At 70.4% G+C, this 26,124-nt stretch carries 25 protein-coding genes and 1 pseudogene; 14 read left to right on the top strand and 12 right to left on the bottom strand.

Features of this window, described 5'->3' with window-relative positions:
* Positions 1 to 131: 131 nt before the first annotated feature.
* Positions 132 to 2,666, bottom strand: coding sequence for an FHA domain-containing protein (locus tag ABZW18_RS00855; protein WP_356180132.1), 2,535 nt, complete (start codon positions 2,664 to 2,666; stop codon positions 132 to 134).
* Positions 2,667 to 2,905: 239 nt separating this feature from the next.
* Here ABZW18_RS00855 and ABZW18_RS00860 point away from each other — a divergent pair.
* A pseudogene (locus ABZW18_RS00860) lies at positions 2,906 to 4,496 on the top strand (streptophobe family protein).
* Positions 4,497 to 4,701: 205 nt separating this feature from the next.
* Positions 4,702 to 5,955: a phosphoserine phosphatase SerB gene (gene serB, locus ABZW18_RS00865; protein ID WP_356180135.1), complete on the top strand. Its 1,254-nt coding sequence runs from the start codon at positions 4,702 to 4,704 to the stop codon at positions 5,953 to 5,955.
* Between the two features lie 180 nt (positions 5,956 to 6,135).
* On the opposite strand, the gene ABZW18_RS00870 is transcribed toward serB, so the two are convergent.
* The 4 genes from ABZW18_RS00870 to ABZW18_RS00885 all read right to left on the bottom strand — a co-directional run bounded on the left by ABZW18_RS00870 (position 6,136) and on the right by ABZW18_RS00885 (position 8,763).
* Positions 6,136 to 6,687, bottom strand: coding sequence for a histidine phosphatase family protein (locus tag ABZW18_RS00870; RefSeq protein ID WP_356180137.1), 552 nt, complete (start codon positions 6,685 to 6,687; stop codon positions 6,136 to 6,138).
* A 140-nt stretch (positions 6,688 to 6,827) separates the two neighbouring features.
* Entirely contained in the window at positions 6,828 to 7,046 is a 219-nt protein-coding gene (locus tag ABZW18_RS00875; RefSeq protein WP_356180140.1) for a hypothetical protein, read from the bottom strand.
* A gap of 226 nt (positions 7,047 to 7,272) precedes the next feature.
* The gene (locus ABZW18_RS00880) at positions 7,273 to 7,389 is read right to left on the bottom strand and encodes an SGM_5486 family transporter-associated protein (RefSeq protein WP_356180142.1); all 117 of its coding nucleotides are present in this window, start codon (positions 7,387 to 7,389) and stop codon (positions 7,273 to 7,275) included.
* A gap of 66 nt (positions 7,390 to 7,455) precedes the next feature.
* Complete coding sequence (locus ABZW18_RS00885) at positions 7,456 to 8,763, bottom strand: MFS transporter (protein ID WP_356180145.1); 1,308 nt, start codon at positions 8,761 to 8,763, stop codon at positions 7,456 to 7,458.
* A 64-nt stretch (positions 8,764 to 8,827) separates the two neighbouring features.
* Here ABZW18_RS00885 and ABZW18_RS00890 point away from each other — a divergent pair, with 64 nt between their 5' ends.
* A complete protein-coding gene (locus ABZW18_RS00890; protein WP_356180148.1) occupies positions 8,828 to 9,499 on the top strand; it encodes a FadR/GntR family transcriptional regulator in 672 nt (223 codons plus the stop codon).
* A 200-nt stretch (positions 9,500 to 9,699) separates the two neighbouring features.
* Here the strand turns inward: ABZW18_RS00890 and ABZW18_RS00895 are convergent, their stop codons facing one another.
* From ABZW18_RS00895 to fabG, 3 genes are all read right to left on the bottom strand, one after another.
* A complete protein-coding gene (locus tag ABZW18_RS00895; RefSeq protein ID WP_356180151.1) occupies positions 9,700 to 10,077 on the bottom strand; it encodes a hypothetical protein in 378 nt (125 codons plus the stop codon).
* 190 nt (positions 10,078 to 10,267) lie between these two features.
* A complete protein-coding gene (fabI, locus tag ABZW18_RS00900) occupies positions 10,268 to 11,047 on the bottom strand; it encodes an enoyl-ACP reductase FabI (RefSeq protein ID WP_356180153.1) in 780 nt (259 codons plus the stop codon).
* A 4-nt stretch (positions 11,048 to 11,051) separates the two neighbouring features.
* Positions 11,052 to 11,756 (bottom strand): 3-oxoacyl-[acyl-carrier-protein] reductase, encoded by a 705-nt coding sequence (gene fabG, locus ABZW18_RS00905; RefSeq protein WP_356180155.1) that lies wholly within the window; start codon positions 11,754 to 11,756, stop codon positions 11,052 to 11,054.
* A gap of 232 nt (positions 11,757 to 11,988) precedes the next feature.
* On the opposite strand from fabG, the gene ABZW18_RS00910 reads away from it, so the two are divergent.
* From ABZW18_RS00910 to ABZW18_RS00920, 3 genes are all read left to right on the top strand, one after another.
* A complete protein-coding gene (locus ABZW18_RS00910) occupies positions 11,989 to 12,594 on the top strand; it encodes a Uma2 family endonuclease (protein ID WP_356180158.1) in 606 nt (201 codons plus the stop codon).
* A 118-nt stretch (positions 12,595 to 12,712) separates the two neighbouring features.
* Complete coding sequence (locus tag ABZW18_RS00915) at positions 12,713 to 13,063, top strand: DUF6247 family protein (protein ID WP_356180594.1); 351 nt, start codon at positions 12,713 to 12,715, stop codon at positions 13,061 to 13,063.
* Entirely contained in the window at positions 13,060 to 13,332 is a 273-nt protein-coding gene (locus ABZW18_RS00920; RefSeq protein WP_356180161.1) for a hypothetical protein, read from the top strand. The genes ABZW18_RS00915 and ABZW18_RS00920 overlap by 4 nt, the downstream gene beginning before the upstream one ends.
* Here the strand turns inward: ABZW18_RS00920 and ABZW18_RS00925 are convergent.
* Positions 13,295 to 13,828 carry an ATP-binding protein gene (locus ABZW18_RS00925; protein ID WP_356180163.1) on the bottom strand — a complete coding sequence of 178 codons (534 nt, stop codon included), beginning with the start codon at positions 13,826 to 13,828 and terminating at the stop codon, positions 13,295 to 13,297. The two genes, ABZW18_RS00920 and ABZW18_RS00925, sit on opposite strands and share 38 nt — an antisense overlap.
* Before the next feature lie 218 nt (positions 13,829 to 14,046).
* Here ABZW18_RS00925 and ABZW18_RS00930 point away from each other — a divergent pair, with 218 nt between their 5' ends.
* From ABZW18_RS00930 to ABZW18_RS00960, 7 genes are all read left to right on the top strand, one after another.
* A complete protein-coding gene (locus tag ABZW18_RS00930; protein WP_356180165.1) occupies positions 14,047 to 14,808 on the top strand; it encodes a helix-turn-helix transcriptional regulator in 762 nt (253 codons plus the stop codon).
* Positions 14,805 to 15,083, top strand: a complete 279-nt coding sequence (locus ABZW18_RS00935; protein ID WP_356180168.1) for a DUF397 domain-containing protein — start codon at positions 14,805 to 14,807, stop codon at positions 15,081 to 15,083. Before ABZW18_RS00930 ends, ABZW18_RS00935 begins: the two co-directional genes overlap by 4 nt.
* Before the next feature lie 180 nt (positions 15,084 to 15,263).
* Positions 15,264 to 16,787 (top strand): TldD/PmbA family protein, encoded by a 1,524-nt coding sequence (locus tag ABZW18_RS00940; protein WP_356180170.1) that lies wholly within the window; start codon positions 15,264 to 15,266, stop codon positions 16,785 to 16,787.
* Complete coding sequence (locus ABZW18_RS00945; RefSeq protein WP_356180173.1) at positions 16,784 to 18,175, top strand: TldD/PmbA family protein; 1,392 nt, start codon at positions 16,784 to 16,786, stop codon at positions 18,173 to 18,175. The genes ABZW18_RS00940 and ABZW18_RS00945 overlap by 4 nt, the downstream gene beginning before the upstream one ends.
* A gap of 55 nt (positions 18,176 to 18,230) precedes the next feature.
* Positions 18,231 to 19,643, top strand: coding sequence for a tyrosine--tRNA ligase (tyrS, locus tag ABZW18_RS00950; protein WP_356180176.1), 1,413 nt, complete (start codon positions 18,231 to 18,233; stop codon positions 19,641 to 19,643).
* A gap of 209 nt (positions 19,644 to 19,852) precedes the next feature.
* Positions 19,853 to 20,227, top strand: a complete 375-nt coding sequence (locus ABZW18_RS00955) for a DUF3099 domain-containing protein (RefSeq protein ID WP_356180179.1) — start codon at positions 19,853 to 19,855, stop codon at positions 20,225 to 20,227.
* 268 nt (positions 20,228 to 20,495) lie between these two features.
* The gene (locus ABZW18_RS00960) at positions 20,496 to 20,732 is read left to right on the top strand and encodes a hypothetical protein (protein ID WP_356180182.1); all 237 of its coding nucleotides are present in this window, start codon (positions 20,496 to 20,498) and stop codon (positions 20,730 to 20,732) included.
* A 71-nt stretch (positions 20,733 to 20,803) separates the two neighbouring features.
* On the opposite strand, the gene moaA is transcribed toward ABZW18_RS00960, so the two are convergent.
* The 3 genes from moaA to ABZW18_RS00975 form a co-directional block, all read right to left on the bottom strand.
* Positions 20,804 to 21,793 carry a GTP 3',8-cyclase MoaA gene (moaA, locus tag ABZW18_RS00965; protein WP_356180185.1) on the bottom strand — a complete coding sequence of 330 codons (990 nt, stop codon included), beginning with the start codon at positions 21,791 to 21,793 and terminating at the stop codon, positions 20,804 to 20,806.
* Positions 21,794 to 21,975: 182 nt separating this feature from the next.
* The gene (locus tag ABZW18_RS00970; RefSeq protein WP_356180188.1) at positions 21,976 to 23,598 is read right to left on the bottom strand and encodes a cation acetate symporter; all 1,623 of its coding nucleotides are present in this window, start codon (positions 23,596 to 23,598) and stop codon (positions 21,976 to 21,978) included.
* A complete protein-coding gene (locus ABZW18_RS00975) occupies positions 23,595 to 23,942 on the bottom strand; it encodes a DUF485 domain-containing protein (protein ID WP_356180191.1) in 348 nt (115 codons plus the stop codon). Before ABZW18_RS00975 ends, ABZW18_RS00970 begins: the two co-directional genes overlap by 4 nt.
* A 576-nt stretch (positions 23,943 to 24,518) precedes the next feature.
* Between ABZW18_RS00975 and ABZW18_RS00980 the strand changes: the two genes are divergently transcribed.
* Positions 24,519 to 26,057, top strand: a complete 1,539-nt coding sequence (locus ABZW18_RS00980) for a S8 family serine peptidase (RefSeq protein WP_356180193.1) — start codon at positions 24,519 to 24,521, stop codon at positions 26,055 to 26,057.
* The last annotated feature ends 67 nt before the right edge of the window (positions 26,058 to 26,124 follow it).

Genomic DNA, 26,124 nt, shown 5'->3' on the forward strand with positions numbered 1-26,124 from the left:
TTCTGCGTGTTTGGTCTCCAGATTTTTTTTTATCCTATCTGTCTCCTTCGAGACCACCCGGACCCTCTCCCCCACGCGCCGGGGGGGGGGGCGGCCGGGCGCGCCCCCCCGCCCTTCGGCGTTCATCACCGCTACTTGCGCATGACCTCCGGCTCGTGCCGCCGCAGCAGCCGGGCGACGATGACGCCGCAGACCGCGCCGAGAGCGAGCAGCACGCCCATGTCGAGCATCCAGGTGCTCAGCTCGTGGTCCCACAGCGGGTCGGGGTTCGCCGGGTCCCAGGGCAGCAGCTTGTTCAGCTGGGACGTGGAGCCCGCGGCCGAGACTGCCCAGCGGGACGGCATGAGCCAGGCCAGCTGCTCGACGCCCACCTTGTCGTGGAGCTGGAAGAGGCAGCCGGTGAAGACGACCTGGACGATGGCGAACATCACCAGCAGCGGCATGGTCTTCTCCGCCGTCTTCACCAGCGAGGAAATGATCAGGCCGAACATCATCGCGGTGAATCCCAGCGCGATGACGGGCAGTGTCAGCTCGATGCCGGGCGAGTCCGTGAGGATCAGGCCCTCGTCCGGAAGCTTCCGGGGGATGAATCCGATGGCGCCCATGATGGCGCCCTGGATCGCGGTGATCACGCCGAGCACGATCACCTTGGACATCAGATACGCCGACCGGGACAGACCGGTCGCCCGTTCCCGTTCGTAGATCACCCGTTCCTTGATCAACTCACGTACGGAGTTGGCCGCTCCGGAGAAACAGGCGCCGACGGCCAGGATCAGCAGAATGGTGCTGCCGTCCCGGTTGGAGAACGGCGGCTTGCCCGTCGGGGGCCCGAGCGCCAGGCCGTGATCAGCCGGGATCAGGACGCTGACCACCCCCAGCACGGCGGGCAGGATCAGCATCAGGCCCAGGAAGCCCTTGTCCGAGATGATCACCGACACATAGCGCCGGACCAGGGTCCACAGCTGGGAGCCCCAGCTCTGCGGCTTGGGCGGCCGGGTCTGCTGCGGCTGGACGTGCACCGACTGCGGGGCGACGGCGTCGATGTCCGCGGCGTACATCTGGTAGTGCTGCGAGCCGCGCCAGCGGCCCGCCCAGTCGTAGTCGCGGTAGTTCTCGAACGCGGAGAAGACATCGGCCCAGCTCGAGTAGCCGAAGAAGTTGAGCGCCTCCTCCGGCGGGCCGAAGTACGCCACCGCGCCGCCGGGCGCCATGACCAGCAGCTTGTCGCAGAGCGCGAGCTCGGCGACGGAGTGGGTGACGACCAGGACCGTACGGCCGTCGTCCGCGAGGCCGCGCAGCAGCTGCATGACGTCGCGGTCCATACCCGGGTCGAGGCCGGAGGTCGGCTCGTCCAGGAAGATCAGTGACGGCTTGGTCAGCAGTTCCAGCGCCACGGACACCCGCTTGCGCTGGCCCCCGGAGAGAGAAGAGACCTTCTTCTCCTTGTGGATGTCGAGCTTGAGCTCGCCCAGCACCTCGTCGATACGGGCCTTGCGCTCGGCCGGCGCGGTGTCACCGGGGAAGCGGAGCTTGGCGGCGTACTTGAGGGCGGTCCTGACGGTGAGGTCCTTGTGCAGGATGTCGTCCTGCGGGACCAGACCGATGCGCTGCCGCAACTCGGCGAACTGCTTGTACAGGTTCCGGTTGTCGTAGAGAACATCGCCCTGGTCGGCCGGACGGTAGCCGGTGAGCGCCCGCAGCAGCGTGGACTTGCCGGATCCGGAGGGTCCGATGACCGCGATGAGCGACTTCTCCGGGACGCCGAACGACACATCCTTGAGGATCTGCTTGCCCCCGTCGACCGTCACCGTGAGGTGCCGGGCGGAGAAGGAGATGTCACCGGTGTCGACGAACTCCTCGAGCCGGTCACCGACGAGCCGGAAGGTGGAGTGTCCGACGCCCACGATGTCGCCCGGGCCGATGAGTTGGCTCTGGACGGGCTGGCCGTTGACATACGTGCCGTTGTGGCTGCCGAGATCGACGATCTCGAACCGGCCGTCCGGCGTCGCCCGGAACTCCGCGTGGTGACGCGAGACCTGGAGGTCCGAGACGACCAGCTCGTTCTCCAGCGCACGGCCGATCCGCATGACATGGCCGACGGCGATCTGATGGAAGGTCGTGGGGCTGCGGTCGCCGTAGGCCGGCGGAGCCCCCGCGCCGCCGCCCGCCGGCGGTTGCCCGTGACCGCCCTGCTGCGGAATCCGACCGGCCGGGACCTGACCGCCGGGGAACTGCTGCGGCTGCTGCCCGCCCGCTTGGTGCGGGACCTGCGCGGCCCAGCCGGCGGCGGCCTGCTGCTGGGCCCGGTCGGGCTGTTGGGCCTGAGCCTGCTGTGGCGCGGCCATCGCGGTCTGTGCGCTGTGGGACCCGGCGGCGGAACCGGAGAGGCTCAGCCGCGGGCCGTCGGTCGCGTTGCCGAGGTGCACGGTCGAGCCGGGGCCGATCTCCATCTGGTGGATCCGCTGACCCTGCACATATGTGCCGTTGGTGCTCCCCTGGTCCTCGATGAGCCAACTGTGGCCGCCCCAGCGGACGCTGGCATGCCGCCAGGACACCCTGGCGTCCTCGATCACCATGTCGCCCTGCGGATCGCGTCCGAGGGTGTAGGACCTGGAGGGATCGAGAGTCCAGGTCCTTCCGTTCAATTCCAGTACGAGTTCCGGCACTCCATGCCCCACTAGTTGTCCCCCGAGCGACTCTCCCTGCACAGGGAGTCTAGGGATGGTGAACATCGTGAGGAACTATTTCAGGCTCGGTCGCCGGACTGAAAGCCGGGCCATGACAAGGCCGCAGGCCGCGCGGCGTTGACTGGAGCGAAAGCCGCCCGGAGAGTGGTAACTGCCCACGGATGCCCATGGATCATGAGTTAACAGGGCAACCCGGCACACTGATCGGGGGGTCTGTGATGCGTGCGAGCAAGGGCGGGGGCATTCCCTGGGGCGATGTGCTGCTCGCCTCGATCGCCGCCGTGAGCTGGTCCTTCCTCGCGATGGCCGGGACGGCCGCACTCGGGCTGCACCTCCTCGGGGCAGATGCGGCGGGCTCGTTGGGCCCGATGGCCGCCGCCGCGACGGTGCTGGCCGTGAACGGCCGGGTCATCCCCTCGGGAGACGTAGGGGTGTTCGGACTGGAGGGCGCGCAGGCCGAGGCCGCCGTCGATATCGCGCCACTCGGGGTCGGGCTGGTCGGCGCGGTGCTGCTGGCGTGGATCTTCCTGCGGGCGCTGCGCGGTCCGCCGGTCGGCGGCGCCGAACTCGCGGCCCGTACGGGCACGGTGGCGGCGCTCTTCCTCGCGACGCTCGGCGGGCTCGCGTGGGCGGGCAGCGACACCATCACGATCGACGGCCGCTCACTCGGCCTCGGCGGCACTCCGGGCGGCGGGCTGCCGGACGGGATCGCCGACAGGCTGCCGTACGGTCTGGGCGACGTCGGGGGCCTGCTGCCGGAACGGCTCGGCGACCTCGCCCGTGCCAAGGCCTCGGTCGGCTTCCGGGTGGACGCCCCGGCCTCGCTGCTCGGCGGCGCGCTCTGGGTCCTCGGCGTACTGCTCATCGCGCTGCTCGCCTCGCGCCGTACACCGCTGCCGGAGGGCTGGGACGCGGTGCACCGGGCGGTACGGCCCGCGGTCTCGGCCCTGGGCACGGTGCTGCTGGCCGCGGTCGCCGCGGGGCTGGCTGCCACCGGGTACGCGGCCGCCACCGACGACAACCCGCGCCGCGTCATCGGGGCGGCTCTGCTCGGGACTCCGAACGGGGCGTGGCTCGGGGTGCCCCTGGGGCTGTTCGTGCCCTGGCACGGCCGGGCGACGGGGGCACTGGCACATCTGCTCCCCGACCCCATGAACCGGCTGCTCACAGCCTCGGACGAGCCCTTCACCGTGGGCAGCCTCGCCGAGCTGGACAGGCGGGTGTGGCTGCTGGCGGTGGCGGCCGCGCTGCTGATGCTGTCCGCCGGGGGTTCTGACAGCGGTACGCACGCCCCGGGGACGCTCGGGGGCGGCGGCCTTCGCCGGGCGCTGCGGGCTCCGTCTCGGCGCTGCCACCGCGCTGGCCCTGGCGCTGCTGGTGCGGCTGACCGAGGTCTCAGCGGACGCGAACCTGTCCGTCCTCGGCTTCGACGCCTTCGGCGCACGGGTCGACCTGCGCGGCAGCGTGCCGGGGGCGGTGCTGCTGGGGGCGCTGTGGGGAGCGGGGGCGGGGGTGCTCGGCGCGCTGGCCGCCTGCGCGGCGGGTCGCTCGGCGCGGAGCGAGGGGTACGACAGCGGCCGTACGTACCCGGACCACGCGTACGGCCCCGGCCCGTACAACCCGAGCCCGGTGTACCGGCCGTCGCACGACGAGACGAACCCGTATCTGCGCCCGGCTCCCGGCGACGCGACGGCCGACTGGGTCCCGCCCCCGGCACGGCCCGGCAGGACCTGGCCGCCGGAGGCCCCTCCACAAGCGGGTCCTCCGGAAGCGGGCCCTCCGCATCCAGGCACCCCCCGCCGGGGCTAGCCGCCTGCAGGGGCCGCCCGCCCGCCGGGCCGGAGCGCGGGCTCCTGACCTGTGCGGGGCTCCGCCACCCAACGGCCGAGGCCCGGTGGCCCCTCCCCCGCGGCGGAAATCCCGTGGCCGGAAGGATGCGCCCGCAGCACCCGGTGTCCCGTGATGCGGGACGGGGGCGCGGCCCCGACCCGCACACAGATACGGTGGGAACACCATGAGCGCATCGCAGAACCCACCTGCCACGGCCGTCCCGGGCGGCGACAAGTCGGGCGACGACGTCCCCACCCTCCTCGTCAAGATCTTCGGTAAGGACCGCCCCGGCATCACCGCGGGGCTCTTCGACACCCTCGCGGCCTACTCCGTCGACGTCGTCGACATCGAGCAGGTGGTGACCCGGGGCCGGATCGTGCTGTGCGCTCTGGTGACCGCACCCCCCTTCGGCAACGGTGCTACCGAGGGCGAGCTGCGCGCGACCGTGCACGGCTGGGCCGAGTCGTTGAAGCTGCAGGCCGAGATCATCTCCGGCCGGGGCGACAACCGCCCCCGCGGCACCGGCCGTTCCCACGTCACGGTGCTCGGCCACCCGCTGACCGCCGAGTCGACGGCCGCCATCGCCGCCAGCATCACCGCCACCGGCGGCAACATCGACCGTATCTTCCGGCTCGCGAAGTACCCGGTGACCGCGGTCGAGTTCGCGGTGTCCGGCGCCGAGACCGAGCCGCTGCGCACCGCGCTCGCGACCGAGGCCGCGGCGCTCGGCGTCGATGTCGCGGTGGTCTCCGCGGGCCTGCACCGCCGCGCCCGGCGCCTGATCGTGATGGATGTCGACTCGACGCTGATCCAGGACGAGGTGATCGAGCTCTTCGCCGCGCACGCCGGCTGCGAGGACAAGGTCGCCGAGGTGACGGCGGCCGCCATGCGCGGGGAACTGGACTTCGAGCAGTCGCTGCACGCGCGCGTGGCGCTGCTCGAGGGGCTCGACGCGTCCGTGGTGGACAAGGTGCGTGCCGAGGTCCGGCTCACCCCCGGCGCCCGTACGCTGATCCGCACCCTGAAGCGGATGGGCTACCAAGTCGGTGTCGTCTCGGGCGGTTTCACCCAGGTCACCGACGACCTCAAGGACAGGCTGGGCCTGGACTTCGCCTCCGCCAACACCCTTGAGGTGGTGGACGGGAAGCTGACCGGCCGGGTGATCGGCGAGGTCGTGGACCGGGCGGGCAAAGCGCGGCTGCTGCGCCGGTTCGCGGCCGAGGCGGGCGTACCGGTCGAGCAGACCGTGGCCATCGGCGACGGCGCCAACGATCTGGACATGCTCAACGCGGCGGGGCTCGGTGTGGCGTTCAATGCCAAACCGGTCGTCCGCCAGGCCGCCCACACCGCCGTGAACGTCCCGTTCCTCGACACCGTGCTCTACCTCCTGGGCATCACGCGCGAAGAGGTCGAGGCGGCCGAGACCCACACCGACTGACGGCTTCGGGAGCGCTCACCGGCGGCAGGTCGCACCCCGTAGGTCGCGCAGGCACCAGCAGGGCCCCGGCACGCATCGCGCGCCGGGGCCCTGCCGTGTCCAACCGTGCCGTGTCATCAGTGCCGCGGGCCTATGGCGTGCAGACCCATGGCCTACGGGCCTGCTCCTCGCCGGGACGGCCTACTCGTGCGGCGCCCAGTAGTCCAGCAGCTTGCCCACACCGTGCTCCACGGACTTCCACGAGCCGTTGAAGCCGACCACGGCTATCGCCGCTGTCGGGAAGCCACGCCGGCTCATCCGCTCCAGAGCGTCGCCCTCGGCATCGCCCGAGAGGGCGTCGGCCAGCGCGTGCATGCCCGGGTTGTGCCCGACGAGCAGCAGGTCCTGCACATCGTCGGACGTCTCGTTGAGCAGCGCGAGGAGGTCGCCGAGCGTGGCCTCGTACAGCCTCTCCTCGTATACGGTCTTGGGCCGCTGCGGAAGCTCGTGCACCACGAGCTTCCAGGTCTCCCGGGTACGGGCCGCGGTCGAGCACAGCGTCAGGCCGGGGTCGATGCCGGTGTTCGCCAGCCAGCGTCCGGCCACCGGCGCGTCCTTGCGGCCGCGCTCGGCGAGCGGACGATCGTGGTCGGACACATCGGGCCAGTCGGCCTTTGCGTGGCGGAGAAGGACGATCCTGCGGGTCTCCGAGGGTCCGGGGGTAATTTCCGGTGAAGATGCAGCGACGCTCATGCGTCCCAGCTTCGCATGAAACCTGTGGCGCGGCGCGGGGTGTTGGGACGCTCGCCCGGGACGGGTGACGCCTGCGCCGTGCGGCGCGGCGCCCTGCGGCGTCGCTCCCCGCCCGGCGCCCGTGATCTCGCGCCGCGGTGTCACCGGCCGCTGTGCAGCAGGACCGTCTGGATCTGCTCCAGGACCCTGAACACCCCCGGCTCCGAGCCGGTCACGGCGTGTGCGTCGGACGGGCCGACCAGGAGCAGCAGCAGCGCGGCAAAGGCGATCGAGGGAAGGGCGATGGCCCACCACGGCAGGCGGACCTCGTAGGAGTTCCGCGCCGGAGGGGCGGTCCAGCTGTGCGTCCGGGCCGACATGGGGACCGCCTCCGTGGGATCGGTTGGGGCGACGCGGCCGCCTGCCACGGCCGCGTCCACCGCTGCGTCGCGGTGTACGTCGAACCTACGGAAGACGGGGGCGCGGGCCCATCCGGTGATCCACCCACTCGACCCTGAGCCTGGCCCCCTAGGGGGCGGTGGTGCCGGCCCCGCCCCGGGCCCTGTCCGGGCACGCCGCGGGGCGGCGGCTGAGGGCAGCGGCCGCTCAGGGCGAGGCGATACTCGCGATCACGCCGACGACAACGGTGATGGCGAGCATCACGCCGAGAATGGTGAGCAGCTTCCGCTGGCCGTTCGGAGGATTCGGCTCGAGCACTGGCATGGGACCAGTCTCGCACCCCGCCACGGCGCCCCCGGTTGGCGGGTCCGGTTCCCCGGGGGCCGGGCTTCAGCACTCGTCCTCGACGACCCTGTTCCGCCCGGCGAGCACGCCCAGCACGATCTGCGGCACCATGATCCCCGCCATCAGCGCGAGCGGCAGCCCCCAGCCTCCGCTGTGCTGGTAGAGCACGCCGATCAGCAGCGGGCCGGGTATGGAGATGAGATAGCCGGTGCTCTGTACGAAGGCGGACAGCCGCACCACGCCCGCGCCACTGCGCGAACGCATCCCGATCAGCGTGAGGACCAGCGGGAAGGCACAGTTGGAGACTCCCAGGAGGAGCGCCCATACCCAGGCGCCGGTGGCCGGGGCGAAGTAGAGACCGGCGTAGCCGGACAGGCCGCAGGCGCCGAGGACGACGGCCAGCAGGCCCTGGTGCCGCATCCGGGCGGCGACCCGCGGCAGAACGAAGGAGAGCGGCACGCCGAGCCCCATGGTGACGGCGAGCAGCACGCCCGCCGTGGAGGCCGGGACCCCCGCGTCGCGGAAGATCTGCGGCATCCAGCCCATGGTGATGTACGCGGCGGTGGCCTGGAGCCCGAAGAAGCAGGCGAGTGCCCAGGCGGTGGGGCTGCCGGTGATCCTCCCCCGGCCTTCGGCACGTGAGGCGGCCCCGGCGGGGGCGTCCTGCCGGACGGCGGCGGCCTTCTCGCCGGCGCCGCGCCGGTCGCGGGCCAGCGGCAGCCACGGCAGTACGGCGAGGGCGGCGAGCAGCGCCCATACCGCGAGCCCGGTGCGCCAACTGCCGTCCAGCGCCTGGGTCATGGGTACGGTCGCGGCCGCGGCGAGCGCCGTTCCGAGCGCGAGGGCCATCGAGTAGAGACCGGTCATCGAGCCGACCCGGTCGGGGAACCAGCGCTTGATGATCACTGGCATGAGGACGTTGCTCAGGGCTATGCCCGCGAGTGCGAGGGCGCTGGCGGCGAGGAAGCCCGCCGTACTGCCGGCGAAGGGCCGTATCAGCAGCCCGGCCGCGATGGCGGCCATGCCCGCGCAGACGACGGCACCGGGGCCCCAGCGGCGCGCGAGCCGGGGCGCCGCGACACCGAACAGGGCGAAGCAGAGCGGCGGCACGGCGGTCAGCAGGCCGGCGACGCTCCCGCTCATCCCGAGGCCGGTGCGGACCTCTTCGAAGAGCGCGCCGAGGCTGGTGACTGCGGGGCGCAGATTGAGCGCGGCCAGCACGATTCCGACGATGACCAGCCTGGTGATCCACACCGGCACGCCCTCCCTTGCGGCGGCCGCCTCCGCGCCAGGGGCAGGCGTGCGGGTGCGGGCCCGTGCCGGGGTCAGGGTCTGGATCTGGTCGTCGGACATGCGCCCCATCATAGAATCATGGGATGATTGCCTGTCCAATCCTTTCGGTCCGACCTGGAGCACCATGCCTCTGACCTCTCCCCGCCGCTCCGTGCTCTCCGATCAGGTGATCAGCGCGCTGCGGAACCAGATCGCCTCCGGCGAGTGGCCGGTGGGCTCCCGCATCCCGACCGAGACCGAGCTGATGGAGCAGCTGGGGGTGGCCAGGAACACGGTGCGCGAGGCCGTCCGCGCGCTGGCCCACAACGGCCTCCTGGACATCCGGCAGGGCTCGGGCACGTACGTGGCCGCGACCAGCGAGCTGGCCGGGGTGATGCAGCGGCGCTTCGCCGCGGCCGACCCGCGGCACATCGCGGAACTGCGCAGCACGCTGGAGTCCTCCGCCGCCCGGCTGGCTGCGGAGCGGCGCACCGAACGGGACCTCAGGCAGCTCGATGTCCTGCTGGGCCGCCGCGAGGAGGCCTGGGAGTCGGGCGACGCGGAGGCCTTCGTGACGGCCGACGCGACCCTGCACCTGGCCGTGGTGGCCGCTTCGCACAACGATGTGATGACCGCGGTCTATGCGGACCTGGGCGATGTCCTGCGCGACTGGCTGCGCGTCGATGTGGGGCAGGAGCTGCGCCCGGAACGCCATATGGACCACTCGCGGCTGGTGGAGGCGATCCGCGCCAGGGACGCGGAGACGGCGGGCGCCGAGGCCGCCTCGTACGCCTTGATGTGCCTGCCCGAGCACTGACCGGCAGCGGTGGCGGTACCGGCCCCCGGGCCCCCCGTCCGGCACTGACCGCGCCGTGGGCCCGGGACCCGGCGACCGCGTCGTACGGCCCGGCGACCGCGACCGCGTCGTAACGGTCGGGCGGCGGCCGCGACCACCCCGTACGGCTGACCACCGCCACCGCCCCGTACTTGCCCACCCCTGCAGCCCGCGGCCCAGCCTCAGCGGCTGTGGGTGACCCAGGTCTTCCCTACCCCCATCCAGCAGCGCCCGGTCAGCTCGACGGTCCTCGCGGGCCCCGCCTCGACCGGGGCGGTGTCCACGTCCGGGTCCCACCAGCGGTTGCACTCGATGTGCAGCTGGACCATGTCGCTGTCCGGGAACGGGTTGTGACAGCTGGCGGTGACGCTGGAGCCCTCGACCCTCGTACGGCACTCGGCCCGGTAGACCGGCCGCTCACGGTCCGTGCGCGCCTGCGGGGTGGTGCGGGCCGGTGCGGTTTCCCCCGCGGCGACGGTGGCGGTGACGGCAGAGGCGGGGGAGACCAGTCCGGCGACGACGGCCAGCGTCGCTGCCGCGAGACGGCGGGGTGGGAGCAAGGCGGACCTCCTCGGCCGTACGGCGGCCGTGTGAGGCCACTGCTGCACCACAAGGGGTCGTACTTGCATTCAGGGTGCATGGACCCGTGCCCCGGCGCCCGCCCTGGTGGGCCGAACGGGCGACGCCCCTGCCCCCGGACATGCCGGGGGCAGGGGCGTCGGTGAACCGTGGAGGTGCCGAGCGGTGCGGTCAGGCGCCGATCGCGTGCAGCCCGGCGTCGACGTGCACGATCTCGCCGGTGGTCTTGGGGAACCAGTCGGAGAGCAGGGCGACGACACCGCGGGCGGCCGGCTCCGGGTCGGTCAGGTCCCAGGTGAGCGGGGCACGGTCGTCCCAGACCGTCGCCAGCTCCTCGAAGCCCGGGATGGACCGGGCTGCCATGGACTTGATCGGACCGGCGGAGATCAGGTTGCAGCGGATGTTTTTCCCGCCCAGGTCACGGGCGAGGTAGCGGGAGGTGGACTCCAGCGCGGCTTTGGCCACGCCCATCCAGTCGTACTTCGGCCAGGCGACCGTCGCGTCGAAGTCCATGCCGACGACGGAGCCGCCGCGCTGCTCCAGCAGCGGCAGCAGCGCCATGGTCAGCGACTTCAGCGAGTACGCGGAGACCTCGACCGCGGTCGCGACCGACTCCCACTCGGTGTTGAGGAAGTTGCCGCCGAGGGCGTCCTGCGGCGCGAAGCCGATGGAGTGCACGACACCGTCGAGACCGATTCCCTCGCCCAGGTGCTCGGCGACCTTGTCGGACAGGCCCGCGAGGTGCTCCTTGTTCTGCACGTCGAGCTCGATGACCGGTACGGGCTTGGGCAGCCGCTTGGCGATCCGCTCGACGAGGCTGAGGCGCCCGAAGCCGGTGAGCACCACCTCGGCGCCCTCCTCCTGGGCGAGCTTCGCGACGTGGAAGGCGATCGAGGAGTCGGTGAGGACTCCGGTGACGAGGATCCGCTTGCCGGCGAGGATTCCGCTCATGTGATCAGTGACCCATGCCCAATCCGCCGTCAACGGGAATGACGGCTCCAGTGATGTACGAGGCGTCGTCCGAGGCGAGGAAGCGCACGGTGGCGGCGATCTCCTCGGGCTGCGCGTACCGGCCGAGCGGCACCTGGCCGACGATGGCCTGACGCTGCTCGTCGGTGAGCGCCTTCGTCATATCGGTGTCGACGAAGCCGGGGGCGACGACGTTGAAAGTGATGTTGCGGGAGCCGAGCTCGCGGGCGAGCGAACGGGCGAAGCCGACCAGGCCGGCCTTGGAGGCGGCGTAGTTCGCCTGGCCCGCGGAGCCGAGGAGGCCGACGACCGAGGAAATCAGGACGACGCGGCCCTTCTTGGCGCGCAGCATGGCCCGGTTGGCCCGCTTCACCACCCGGAACGTACCGGTGAGGTTGGTGTCCAGAACGGCGCTGAAGTCGTCCTCGGACATCCGCATCAGCAGCTGATCGCGGGTGACGCCGGCGTTGGCGACCAGCACCTCAACCGGGCCGTGCCTCTCCTCGATCTCCTTGTAGGCCTGCTCGACCTGCTCGGATTCGGTGATGTCGCACTTGACCGCCAGGAAGCCGGCCGGGGGCTCCCCGGACCGGTAGGTGATGGCGACCTTGTCGCCGGCGTCGGCGAAGGCGCGGGCGATGGCGAGGCCGATGCCCCGGTTTCCTCCGGTGACGAGAACCGAGCGGCTCAACGGATCACCCTTTCGATAGTGGTCAGGTACCCCAAAAACTATCGGTCTGAGAGGCGCTACGGAGAATCGACCTCCCACAGGGGCACCCGGTCCGCTCTGTTGGATCCCTACAGAAGTCCGGGTGACACCCTCCGGCGGCACCTGCCCGGGAGATGCCGGAATCCGGCCCGCCCTGTCAGTGGCCGCGGCTACTCTGAGTGGCGACTGGTACACCCGCAAGAGGAGGCGCATCATGGCGGTGATGCTCGAGCACCCGATGACGATAGACGTCCCCGGCTCGCCACGGTTCCAGGAACTGTGCCGGACGCTGATGCGGATGGACGTGCCCGACGGTTACCGGGCGGAGATCATCGGGGGGAACATCGTCATGTCGCCGTGGTCGCAGGGCTACTACCTGCCCATCATGCGGTCGATCCGCACCCAGCTGGAGCCGTACGCCCCGCAGGGACACACCGTCGACTACGCGCCCTACCTCTTCACCTTCCCTACCGCCGAGCGGGCCTACGGGCCGGACGTCTTCGCCGCCGAAGGATCTGCCTTCCGGACGCGGAAGCGGCACATCGACGGGGAAGCACTGTCCTTCGTGGCCGAGCTCACCTCTGCCTCGACGCGGGACAGCGACTGGGACGACAAGACCCCCGTATACGGCAAGAGCGGAGTGCCGGTCTATCTGCTGCTCGACATGCAGGAGAGCGCCGCGACTCTGTTCTGGAACCCTTCCGCCCAGGGCTACGGTTCCCGGCTCACCGTGCCGTTCGGCGAGAAGCTGCACGTTCCCGCGCCGTTCGACTGCGAACTGGACACAGCGGATTTCGAAGCGCACGAACCGGAGGGGTGAGAAGGCGAACGCGTCCGTCAACCTTTGCCCACCGCACCACTCGAATGACTGGCCGCACCCCTGTTCCCCCCTGGGTAGGCTGGCGGGACGGCCGAGAATCCCTCCCATGGGAGAAAGCATGACCGCCACCGTCCCGGAGCAGCCCCGTATCCCCCAGCCTCCGACGACCGTGACCGCGCTGCGCCAGGCCGTCGGGCAGATCGCCCCCGCCGCTCTGCCCGCCTTCACCCGGGAGCTGGACCAGGCGGCCGACCAGGCCCGGCAGGGCTCCGACCTGGCCCCGCTTCAGCGGTTCACCACTCAGTGGGCGGTGTACGTGGAGATCCAGCGTCGCCCCGCGGTCGCCGAACGGTTCCGCGAACTGGAGGACCTCGCCGCCACCGGCGCGGCCCAGGCCCGCCGGGCCGCGGCGGAACTCGGCCGCATTCTCGATGAAGCCCTGGCCGACCTCACCGAGGGCCGGCGTTGAACGACGGCTGGACGTGGAGGTACGACCCGGAGCAGCAGCACGTCACGGGGAGACTTCCGGCCGGCGTCGTCACGGAGGTCGAACGACTGGTCGCCCAGCTCGTCGAACTGGCCGACAGTGGTGTGGACATCACCGATCTGGGCAACGGCCCCCGCCACGGTGGACTGCGCCGCATGGAGGCGGCAGGCGGCTGGTTCCACTTCCTCGTCGCGCCCCGCCACCGGCTGATCATCATCGTGCGGATCGTGCCGCCCCTGGACGAACCCTGACCGCCGGCGGACCAGCGCCACGGTGAGCATCCAGCACGTACTCGGCCCAGATCGTCTTGCCGATCTCCCGGTCGGTCACGCCCCACGTCGACGCGAGGGCGTCCACGAGGATCAGACCCCGGCCGCACTCCTCGTCCCCCGCCCTCTCCAGGCCGCCCAACGCGGGCCTCCGCTCGCCCCGCGCATCCGAGACCTCGACACGGACGACATCCGGCCTCCGGCCACCGCCCACCGGGTGCGCGGTGAGACGCAGACGGAAATCCCGGCCCGGTAGGTGCCCGTGGAGCACGGCATTGGCGGCAAGCTCGCCGACCAGCAGGGCGACGGACCGCGAGGCGGAGCTGTCGTACGGGATGCCCCAGTCGTCCAGCCGCTGGACGGCGAGTCGGCGCGCGAGGCGGGCACCGCGCCGGGAGGACGTGAAGGACATGGCGAACGTCCCGGGAGGGGCGGGCAGTTGAGCCGGCCCCTCGATCGGGGGAATTGCGGAGTTCATGGCGTAGATCGTTGCGGGCCGGTTCCGGCCCTGACCAGGCATGCCACGGGTACGGAGGGTGCGTGTACGGGCACGGAAGGTGGCCTGTACGGGCGGTCGGCCGGGACCATGGAGCGGCGGGCACAGCGCGTACGGGAGGGAAACGGGACATGGCGGGTGCGGAGCAGTTGGGCAGGGACGAGACCGGGGCGGACATCCTCAAATGCCTGGGGAAGCAGGTGAAGCTGTTCCGCGAGCGGGCGCAGCTCACCCAGGCCGAGTTGGGCCGCCGCATCGGATATGGCGAGGACCAGGTGTCGTCGGTGGAACAGGGACGGCGGGTGCCGCAGCCGGAATTCCTCGACGGGGCGGACGAGGTGCTGGGGGCTTTCGGAGTCCTGGCGGCGGCGAAGGAGGAGGTCGGCAAGGCCGGGATTCCGGCGTTCTTCCGGGACGTAGCGAAGTTCGAAACGCACGCGGTCGAGTACCACTCGTACCAGAACCAAGTGGTGAGCGGACTCTTGCAGACCGAGGACTACGCTCGCGCCATCTTCAAAATGCAGCGCCCGCTCTTGGACGAGGAAACCATCGAACAGCGGGTGTCCGCTCGACTGGCGCGGCAGGAACTCCTCACCCGATGGCCTGCCCCCATCCTGAGCTTCGTGACCGAAGAGGTAGTTCTCCGCAGGCCCTACGGGGGCAAGGAGGTGCTGCGGGGACAGTTGCAACGTCTTCTGCACATCGGCGAGATGCGCAATGTCGAGTTCCAAGTGATGCCGACGGACATTGAGGATCACGCTGGCGCGGGCGGACCGTTGATCCTGCTGGAACCCAAAGGACGGCCGATGATGGCCTATGCGGAAGTTCAGAACGTTGGGACCCTGCTGACGAACCGAAAAGCCGTCCGCCAGATCGAGCAGCGGTATGGAATCATCCGGGCACAGGCTCTCCGGCCACGAGAGTCCCTGGAGTTGATCGAGAAGCTGCTGGGAGACACATGAGCAACGAGCAAGTCGGCAACGCCGCATCCGCGCTGTCCTGGTTCAAGAGCAGCTACAGCAGCGGTGAGGGCGGGGACTGCGTAGAGGTCGCCATCGCCTGGCGCAAGAGCAGCCACAGCAGCAGCGAGGGCGGCGCGTGCGTCGAGGTCGCCACTTGCCCCGGCACCGTCCACGTACGGGACTCCAAGGACCGGCAGGGTCCGCAGCTCTCCTTCCCGGGTGAGGTGTGGGCCGCGTTCGTCGGCGACGTCCGCACCGGGGAGTTCGGCGGCTGACGACCCGCCTGATGACCCGCCCCGGACACCGTCCCGACCACCCCGGAATCCGCGTAACCGAACAGGCCGTCCTGGACCCCAGGGCGGCCTCTTCGGGTTTCCGGCGTGGAAATCCATGCCGGACATGGCGCCGAAGCACCATGATTCACTGCGAAGACGTCACGAGAAGGGACGGCCCCCGTGCCCCACGAGGTCGATCAGTCATTCCTCGCGCTGCCGCTGCGGGCGCTCGCCGACGCGGCGCTCGCCCGGGCCCGTTCGCTGGGCGCCGAACACGCGGACTTCCGCTTCGAGCGGGTGCGCAGCGCGGCGTGGCGGCTCCGCGACGCCAAGCTCGCGGGGTCGTCCGACACCACGGACCTCGGGTACGCGGTACGGGTGGTGCACGGGGGCAGCTGGGGTTTCGCGTCCGGCGTGGATCTCACCCAGGACGCCGCGGCGCGGGTCGCGGGGCAGGCGGTGGAGATGGCGAAGCTGTCCGCGCGGGTGATCGCGGCCGCGGGGTCGGACGAGAGGGTGGAGCTGGCGGACGAGCCGGTGCACGCGGACCGCACCTGGGTCTCCTCGTACGAGATCGACCCGTTCGACGTCCCCGACTCGGACAAGAGCGGGCTGCTGGCCGAGTGGAGCGCGCAGCTGCTGGCCGCTGACGGCGTGGCGCACGCGGACGCCTCGCTGCTGACCGTGCAGGAGAACAAGTTCTACGCGGACACGGCGGGCACCTCGACCACCCAGCAGCGCGTACGGCTGCACCCGCAGCTCACCGCCGTCGCCGTGGATCCGGTCAGCGGCGAGTTCGACTCGATGCGGACGATCGCCCCGCCGGCCGGCCGCGGTTGGGAGTATCTGACAGGCAACGGCTGGGACTGGGGCGCGGAGCTCGCCGAACTGCCCTCCCTGCTCGCCGAGAAGATGCAGGCGCCGAGCGTCGACCCCGGTTCGTACGATCTCGTCGTCGACCCGTCGAATCTGTGGCTGACCATCCATGAGTCGATCGGCCACGCCACCGAGCTGGACCGCGCGCTGGGTTACGAGGCCGCCTACGCGGGCACCTCGTTCGCCACCTTCGACCAGCTCGGCACGCTCAAGTACGGCTCCGAGATCATGAATGTGACCGGGGACCGGACCGCCGAGCACGGGCTCGCGACGGTCGGCTACGACGACGAGGGCGTGGCCGGGCAGTCCTGGGACCTGGTCAAGGAGGGCACGCTCGTCGGCTATCAGCTGGACCGCCGGATCGCGCGGCTCACCGGATTCGAGCGTTCCAACGGCTGCGCGTACGCCGACTCCCCCAGCCACGTGCCCGTGCAGCGGATGGCGAACGTCTCGCTGCGGCCCGCCCCCGCCGGGCCCTCCACCGAGGAGCTGATCGGCGGTGTCGAGCGCGGGATCTATGTCGTCGGCGACCGGTCCTGGTCCATCGACATGCAGCGCTACAACTTCCAGTTCACCGGGCAGCGGTTCTTCCGGATCGAGAACGGGCGGCTCGCCGGGCAACTGCGCGATGTCGCGTACCAGGCGACGACCACCGACTTCTGGGGGTCCATGGCGGCCGTCGGCGGCCCGCAGACCTATGTCCTGGGCGGGGCGTTCAACTGCGGCAAGGCCCAGCCCGGCCAGGTCGCAGCGGTCTCGCACGGCTGCCCGTCCGCGCTGTTCCGCGGCGTCAACATTCTCAACACCACGCAGGAGGCCGGACGATGAGCCGCAGGACCGCACCGCACGAGATCGTCGAGCGCGCCCTGGGACTCTCCCGCGCCGACGGCTGTGTGGTGATCGCCGACGAGGAGTCCAGCGCCAATCTGCGCTGGGCGGGCAACGCGCTGACGACGAACGGCGTCACCCGCGGCCGTACCCTCACCGTCATCGCGACCGTGAACGGCGGGCAGGGCACGGCTTCCGGGGTCGTCTCGCGGTCCGCCGTCACCGCCGACGAGCTGGAGCCGCTGGTACGGGCCGCCGAGGCGGCCGCGCATGCCGCGGGCCCGGCCGAGGACGCGCAGCCGCTGGTCGAGGGCGTGCCCGTCTCCCCGGACTTCACCGAGGAACCCGCCGAGACCTCCTCCGAGGTGTTCTCGGCCTTCGCGCCGGCACTCGGGGAGTCCTTCGCCCGGGCCCGCGCCGGGGGGCGCGAGCTGTACGGGTTCGCCAACCACGAGTGCGTCTCCAGCTACCTCGGCACCTCCACCGGACTGCGGCTGCGCCACGACCAGCCCAGCGGCACGCTGGAGCTCAACGCCAAGTCCCCGGACCGTACGCGCTCGGCCTGGGCGGGCCGGTCCACCCGCGACTTCCGCGATGTCGACCCGGCGGCCGTGGACGCCGAGCTGGCGCGGCGGCTGGCCTGGGCGGAGCGGCGGGTGGAGCTGCCGGCGGGCCGGTACGAGACGCTGCTGCCACCCACTGCCGTCGCGGACCTGCTGATCTACCAGCAGTGGTCCTCGTCGGCCCGCGACGCGGCCGAGGGCCGTACGGTCTTCAGCAGGCCGGGCGGCGGCACCCGGATCGGCGAGAAGCTCTCCGAGCTGCCGCTGACCCTGCGCAGCGACCCGCACGAGCCGGGGCTGGAGTCCGCGCCCTTCGTCATGGCGCACTCCTCGGGCGACGACGCCTCGGCCTTCGACAACGGGCTCCCGCTCGCGCCCACCGCATGGCTGCGGAACGGCGAGCTGACGCATCTGCTCACCACCCGGCACACCGCGAAGCTCACCGGACTCCCGGTGACCCCCGGCATCGACAATCTGATCCTCGACGCGGACGGCACCCGCTCGCTGGAGGAGATGACTGCGGGCACCCGGCGCGGACTGCTGCTGACCTGCCTCTGGTACATCCGCGAGGTCGATCCGGCGACGCTGCTGCTCACCGGCCTGACCCGGGACGGCGTCTATCTGGTGGAGGACGGCGAGGTCGTCGGCGAGGTGAACAACTTCCGGTTCAACGAGTCCCCGGTGAGCCTGTTGTCGCGCGCCACCGAGGCCGGCCGCACCGAGCGGACTCTGCCACGCGAGTGGAGCGACTGGTTCACCCGCGCCGCGATGCCCGCCCTGCGTATCCCGGACTTCCATATGAGCTCGGTCAGCCAGGGCGTCTGACCACATAGAATTCACCCCGGCCACCCGTCCGCCCCCGACCCCGTACAGGAACGCCATGACACGCCTCGGCGACTCCGTCGCTCGCACCAGTGAACTGCTGGTGCAGGACCTTTCCTCCGACAAGACCGTGGAGCAGCTGCTCACGGAGACGAAGGCGAGGCGCTATCTCGACCTCTCGGACCTGTCGGCGAAGGAGCAGGCGGAGCTGATCGCCAGGCGCACCGTGGACGTGCTGCCGTCGGTGAGCAAGCTGGCGGAGCGGATCGACGAGCGCCGGGCGGAGGGGCGGGGCCTGGGCATCAAGCTCGGCATCGACCCCACCGCGGCCGATGTGCACCTCGGCCACACCGTCCCCATCATCATCCTCAGCCGCTTCCAGCGCATGGGCCACGACGTCACGCTGCTCATCGGTGATTTCACGGCCAAGATCGGCGACCCGTCGGGCCGTACGGCCGAGCGCCCGCCGCTGACCGATGACGACATCGCCGCGAACCTCACCGGGTACCGCGAGCAGGTCCGGCCGTTCTTCGACTTCGAGAAGGTCAGCTTCCGGCAGAACAGCGAGTGGCTGGCGCCGTACACCTTCCCGGAGCTGCTGAGCCTGCTCTCGCAGGTGCCGGTCTCGCAGCTGCTGCAGCGTGAGGACTTCCGCAACCGGCTGGCCGAGGGGTCGGGCCTGACGATGGCGGAGCTGCTCTACCCGGTCGCCCAGGGCCTGGACTCGGTGGCGCTGGAGAGCGATGTCGAGCTGGGCGGTTCGGACCAGCTGCTGAATCTCCAGATGGGGCGCAAGCTGATGGAGCTGCGCGGTCAGCAGCAGCAGCTGATCGTCACCATGCCGCTGATCGAGGGCACGGACGGCTCCGGCGCCAAGATGTCCAAGTCCAAGGGCAACTACGTCGGCCTGACGTCGTCCGCGGACGACGTCTTCGGCAAGATCATGTCGGTGCCGGACCGCCTGATGGAGCCGTACCTGAAGGCGTGGACCGAGTGGACGGACGAGGAGATCTCGCTCGCCCTGTCCCGTGTGGAGGAGAAGTCGCTGCACCCGATGGACCTCAAGAAGGTCCTGGCGGGCGAGGTCGTGGCGGCGCTGTACGGCGTGGACGCCGCCATGGCGGCCCGCGCGGGCTTCATCGCGCAGTTCTCGAAGAAGAGCTTCGCCGACGTCGAGTCGCTGCCGTCCGTCGACGCGGCGCAGCACGGCGCGGAGAGCGTCGCGGCGGTGCTCACCAAAGTGCTGGAGTTCACCCCGAGCGCCTCGGCCGCCCGCCGGATCGCCAAGCAGAACGGGCTGCGGCTGATCGTGGAGGACGGGAGCGGCCAGCAGGCGATCGTCCTGGACGAGGCCGCGGCCATCCGTCCGTTGGGCGAGGTCGTGGCGCAGTCCCTCGCGGACGCCGGTCTCGGCGCCGGCAGCGTCTACCTGAAGGCCGGCCGGAAGATCGCCGAGATCCGGGGGCTGTAGGCGGGGGCGTACGCGGCTGCCGCCGGATGCGCTCCTCGCGCGCCCGGCGACGGTACGGCGTACGCCGGAGCTCGCCGTACGCCGGGAGGCCCGGAAGACACGGCGCTGTACGGCTCGACCCGGTCTCGAATGCGACGGAGTCGCGGCGTACGGTTGAAGGGTCCGGGCCGGGGGGAGAGCTCGGTGCGGAAGTCAGGTGGTGGAACGTGATGCGGAAGCACAGTGGGGCCGAGGTCTTCCGGATCACCGGAGCCCGGCAAGGCCTGAACGAGGATGTCCGCGGGCGCCAGCGCCGGTATGTCATCTCGATGTCCGTGCGGACCGTGTCCTTCATCCTCGCCGTGGTCCTCTGGAGCGTCGAACGGCATGTGGCGATCGCTGCCCTGGTGGTCGGCCTGGTGATGCCGTACATCGCCGTGGTGATCGCCAACGCGGGCCGGGAGAACGCCCCTTCACTCCCCTCCACCTACATCCCGACACCGGTCCGGCCGATGCTCCCCGAAGGCTCGGAGAACGGCGCGGCGGAACGCGTGCCGGAAGGGGCCGAGGCCGAGCAGGAGGAACCGCCGCACGACCGTCCCTGACGTGCGGCAGTCTGCAAAGCTCAAGAAAAGCTCAGATCAATCATGCAGATCCGGTGCACTGGCCAGGGTCCCCCATGACATACTTCGTACGCGCTCCGCATCCCCCGTCGGAGCGACTGACCGACGCCGGGCGGCTCCCCCCGTGGCTGCCCGGCGTCGCCTTTTGTCCGGAGGCTTTCCGCGAGCTTCCCAGGGCTTTTCCGGGGCCTTCCGGTCCCTTCCGGGGGCAGGCGGGGCCGCCCGCCCGGGATGATGCAGTCTGGGTTCCGTGAACAACGAGCCTGTGAACGACGAGCCGCCGATCTGCTCCGCCAAGGGCTGCCGTGCCGCCGCCGTGTGGGTGCTGGCCTGGAACAACCCGAAGATCCATACGCCGGAACGCCGGAAGACCTGGCTGGCCTGCGACGACCACCGCGAGCATCTCTCGTCGTTCCTCGGCGTGCGCGGCTTCCTCAAGGACGTCGTGACGCTGGAGGAGTGGGAGCTGCGCTCCTCGCCGGAGTGACGTCCGGCCCCTGATGCCTCGCCGGAGTGACGTCCGGCCTATGCCTTCCCTGTGGCTCCAGGGGCCCCGTCTCAGCCGCCGATGGCCGACATCGGGCGGTCGGGCTGCAGGAACGACGGGTCGTCGAGACCCGATCCGGCCTTCTTCCCCCACATCGCCAGCTTCCAGAGCCTGGCGATCTCCTCGTCCGGCGCTCCCGAGCGCAGCGTCCCGCGGAGATCGGACTCCTCGCGCGCGAACAGGCAGGTGCGGACCTGGCCGTCGGCGGTGAGCCGGGTGCGGTCGCAGGCGCGGCAGAAGGGGCGGGTGACGGAGGCGATGACGCCGACCCGGGCGGGGCCGCCGTCGACCAGCCAGCGCTCGGCCGGGGCGGAGCCGCGCTCGTCGTCGCCCTCGGGCGTGAGGTCGAAGCGGCTGCTCAGACTGGTGAGGATGTCCCCTGCGGTGACCATGCCGTCGCGCTTCCAGCCGTGCTGGGCGTCGAGCGGCATCTGCTCGATGAAGCGCAGCTCGTAGTCGTTCTCCACGGCCCAGGCCAGCAGGTCGGGCGCCTCGTCGTCGTTGAGGCCCGGCATCAGGACCGCGTTGACCTTGACCGGCGTGAGGCCCGCGGAGCGCGCCGCGTCCAGGCCGCCGAGCACGTCCTGGTGACGCTTGCGGCGGGTCATGGCCGTGAAGACATCCGGGCGAAGGGTGTCGAGCGAGACATTGACGCGGTCGAGCCCGGCGGCCTTCAGGGCCTCGGCGGTGCGCTCCAGCCCGATGCCATTGGTGGTCAGCGACATCTTGGGGCGCGGTTCGAGGGCGGCGCACCGCTCGACGATGCCGACGAGGCCGGGACGGAGCAGGGGCTCGCCGCCGGTGAAGCGGACTTCGGTGATCCCGAGGTCGGTGACGGCTATGCGGATCAGCCGGACGATCTCGTCATCGGTGAGCAGATCGGGCTTGCCGAGCCACTGCAGGCCCTCCTCCGGCATGCAGTACGTACAGCGGAGGTTGCAGCGGTCGGTCAGCGAGACCCGCAGGTCGGTGGCGACACGGCCGTAAGTGTCGATGAGCATGGATGCGGCCCCTCCCACGGTTGCCGTGGCCCAGCCTGTCTCGAAAGGCCCGTTGTCTCTCGCATGTCTCTCGCAGCGTACGCGACGGCTATGACCTTCAACAGTTCGTTGAAGGTCATAGCCGTCGTCGCTGTACGCGGCAGAGGCCGCGCCGTGCCTGGTCCGGTTGCGTCAGGGGACCGTCAGTGGGCGCCTGAACCGGTGAGCGAGCGGACCTCCAGCTCCGCGTACTTCTCCTGGTTCGGCGGCTCCTCGGACACGATGGATCCGATCCAGCCGAGGAGGAAGCCCAGCGGGATCGAGATCAGGCCGGGGTTCTCCAGCGGGAACCAGTGGAAGTCGACACCCGGAAACATCGAGGTCTCCTTGCCCGACACGACCGGGGAGAAGAGGACCAGCAGCACGGACGAGGTGAGACCCCCGTAGATGGACCACAGCGCGCCCTGGGTGGTGAACCGCTTCCAGAACAGGCTGTAGAGGATCGTCGGGAGGTTGGCGGAGGCCGCGACCGCGAACGCGAGCGCGACCAGGCCCGCCACATTGAGCTTGCCCGCGAAGATGCCGAGCACGACGGCGACGCTGCCGATCGCGACCGCCGAGATCCGGGCGGCCCCGACCTCCTCCTTCTCGGTCGCCTGGCCCCTGCGAATGACGTTGGCGTACAGGTCGTGGGCGAAGGAGGACGAGGAGGCGAGGGTGAGTCCCGCGACGACGGCGAGGATCGTCGCGAAGGCCACCGCCGAGATCACTGCGAGCAGGATCGCGCCTCCGGCCGAATCCGCGCCGCCGCCGATCTCCTGGGCGAGCAGCGGGGCGGCGGTGTTGCCCGCCGGATTGGACGTGATGATCGTCTCCTGCTTGATCAGCGCCGCGGCGCCGAAGCCGAGGGCGATGGTCATCAGGTAGAAGACACCGATGATGCCGATGGCCCAGATCACCGACTTACGGGCGGTCTTGGCCGTGGGCACGGTGTAGAAGCGGATCAGGATGTGCGGGAGTCCGGCGGTGCCGAGGACCAGTGCGAGGCCCAGCGAGATGAAGTCGATCTTCGACGTGGCCGAGACGCCGTACTTCAGCCCGGGTTCGAGGAACGCCGCGCCCTTGCCGCTGTTCTCCGCTGCGGCGCCGAGCAGCGTGGAGATGTTCCAGTTGAACTTGTGCAGCACCAGGACGGTGATCAGCAGCGTTCCGACGATCAGCAGGACCGCCTTGACGATCTGCACCCAGGTGGTGCCCTTCATTCCGCCGATCGTCACGTAAAGGATCATGATGATGCCGACCACCACCACGATGAGGTTCTTCCCGGCCTCGCCGGTGATGCCGAGCAGCAGCGCGACGAGTGCGCCGGCGCCGACCATCTGGGCGAGCAGATAGAAGATGGACACCACGATGGTGGAGACACCGGCCGCGGTCCGTACCGGGCGCTGCCGCATCCGGTACGCGAGCACGTCACCCATCGTGTAACGGCCCGAGTTGCGGAGGGGTTCGGCGACCAGCAACAGGGCGACCAGCCAGGCGACGAGAAAGCCGATGGAGTACAGGAAACCGTCGTATCCGGCGAGCGCGATGGCGCCGGCGATGCCCAGGAAAGAGGCGGCGGACATGTAGTCGCCGGAGATGGCAAGGCCGTTCTGGAGTCCGGTGAAGCCACGGCCGCCGGCGTAGTAGTCGGTGGCGTCCTTGGTCTGGCGGCCGGCCCAGATGGTGATGGCGAGCGTGACCGCGACGAAGACCGAGAACAGGCTGATGATCAGGGTGCGGTGCTCGCTGGCGCCCTCGGCGGCGAGCTGGATCGTGGGGCTCATGCGTCGCCCTCCAGACGGGACTTGAGGGCGTCGGCCTTCGGGTCGATCTTCGCGGCGGCGTGCCGGGCGTACCACCAGGCGATGAGGAAGGTGGTGGCGAACTGGGCGAGGCCGAAGACGAGGGCGACGTTGATGTTGCCGACGACCTTGGTGCCCATGAAGCCGCCCGCGTAGATGGACAGCATCACGTACAGCAGGTACCAGATGATGAAGCCGACGGTGAGCGGGAAGGCGAAGGAGCGGTAGGTGCGGCGCAGTTCGGAGAACTCCGGACTCGCCTGCACCTCGAGGTTCGACGCGACGCCTGGCGTCCCCTCTTCGGGTGGGGATGATGCGGTGTTCACGGGGTCTCCTGTCGGTGCGACTGCGGTGAGCGGAGGCGCTGCGGTGAGCGAATCGCTCGGCTACCGGTTCGGCATGTTAGGGCAGGTCAGCGGGATACAACAGGGGTGGTCGTTGAACTCGGCAAGATCGGTCGATCGGGCCGATACCCGCTGCCCTCCGGTTCGTTGACCCGGTGTGAGCGATGCGTCGAACCTCCCGCCTTCAGCGCCCTCCCGCCGTCCGTACGGCATGGTGCCCCTGCCCGGGCCCTTGACGGCCATGCGGGCCGAACCGCACCTCGGTTCCCTCGAATTCCGCCGGTGGTACGGCCCGCGGGTGCCGCTCCCCCCGCTGAGCATCAGGGCGCTGCGTGTGGAGTCTCCGGACTGCTGACCCGGCGTCACCGCGCAAGCCTCGAATCGTCCGAAACCACGGTCCCGGGTTTTTCAGCCATCCGGACCAACTCGAAGGGGAATCCGCGCTTTTTGCCGGAATCCATTGATCAGATCACCGGATCGACGCTAGCTTCCGTCGTCATGTACCCGTCCATGCGCAAAACCGCGCGCGGAGGGTTTCACAGATGATGTGGAGAACCCATGGCTCATCTCCGATCCAGACGCAGGCGCGCGCTCGCGGTGCCGGTCGGGCTCGCGCTGACCGCTTCCCTCGGTTTACTGCCGAGTGCCGCCACGGCCTCCCCGCAGGTCGCAGCCGCGTCGGCCGCCGCCGCACAGGACGGTCCCAAGCTGTCCTACGTGGTGAACACCGCGACCGACCCCGGCACGGTCGGCCAGGTGAAGAAGGCGATCGCCAAGGCGGGCGGCACCGTGGTGACCGCCCACGCCAAGATCGGCGTGATCGTGGTCCACTCGGCCAACCCGGACTTCGCCAAGACCATCCGCACGGTCAAGGGCGTGCAGTCGGCCGGCGCCACCCGCACCGCGCCGCTCGAGGCCGCCGCCACGACCGACGTCGGCAAGCCCGAGAAGGTCAGCGAGCCGCGCTCCAAGAACGCCCTGAGCGCGGCCAAGGCCACTGGCAAGGAGCCCCTGGAGCCCCTGCAGTGGGACATCCCCGCCATCAAGGCGGACCAGGCTGCGAAGGTCAACCCGGGAAGCAAGAAGGTGACCGTCGCGGTCATCGACACGGGCGTCGACGACACCCACCCCGACCTGGCCCCGAACTTCTCCGCGAAGCAGTCGGCCAACTGCGTCGGCGGTGTACCGGACACCACCAAGGGCGCCTGGCGGCCGTACAACCCGGACGAGGACTACCACGGCACGCATGTGGCGGGTGAGATCGCCGCCGCCCGTAACAACGTCGGTGTCGCGGGCGTCGCGCCCGGTGTGAAGGTCTCCGCCATCAAGGTGAGCCAGCCGGAGACCAGCCTCTTCTACGCCGAGTCCGTCGTCTGCGCCTTTGTCTTCGCGGCCGACCACGGCGTCGAGGTCACGAACAACAGCTATTTCGTCGACCCGTGGATGTTCAACTGCAAAAACGATCCCGACCAGGCAGCCATCCTCGACGCGGTCGGCCGTGCCGCGAAGTACGCGCAGAAGAAGGGCGCGATCAACGTCGCCTCGGCCGGAAATTCCAACTTCGACCTGGCGGCCAAGGAGCTGACCGACGCGTCCAGCCCCAATGACACGACGCCGGCCGAGCGGAAGGTCGACCCGGCGGCCTGCCTGGACGTGCCGACCCAGCTGCCCGGCGTGGTGACGGTCTCCGCGACCGGTCCGCTGAACCTGAAGTCGTACTACTCCAACTACGGCCTCAACCAGATCGATGTGGCGGGGCCGGGCGGCGACAAGTACCAGGTGCCGGAGGCCCCGGCCAAGGACGGCCGGATCCTCTCCACGATGCCCGACGGGGACTACGCCTACCTCCAGGGCACCTCGATGGCCGGCCCGCATGTCGCCGGTGTCGCGGCGCTGCTCAAGAGCAAGCGCGCGGACGCCACTCCGCAGGAGATCCAGTGGCTGCTCAAGGCCCAGGCGGACAACCCGGGCTGTCCGACCGCGCCGTACGACCCGGACGGCGACGGCAAGGTCAACGCCGAGTGTGCGGGCACGAAGCACATCAACAGCTTCTACGGCTTCGGCATCGTCGACGCCCTGGACGCTGTCAAGAAGTGACGCGCTGAGAATCGCGTCCACCACCGGTCCGGGCCATGGCACCACAACACCGCCATGGCCCGGACCA

Source organism: Streptomyces sp. NPDC004647, assembly GCF_040609575.1.
Taxonomy (GTDB): domain Bacteria; phylum Actinomycetota; class Actinomycetes; order Streptomycetales; family Streptomycetaceae; genus Streptomyces.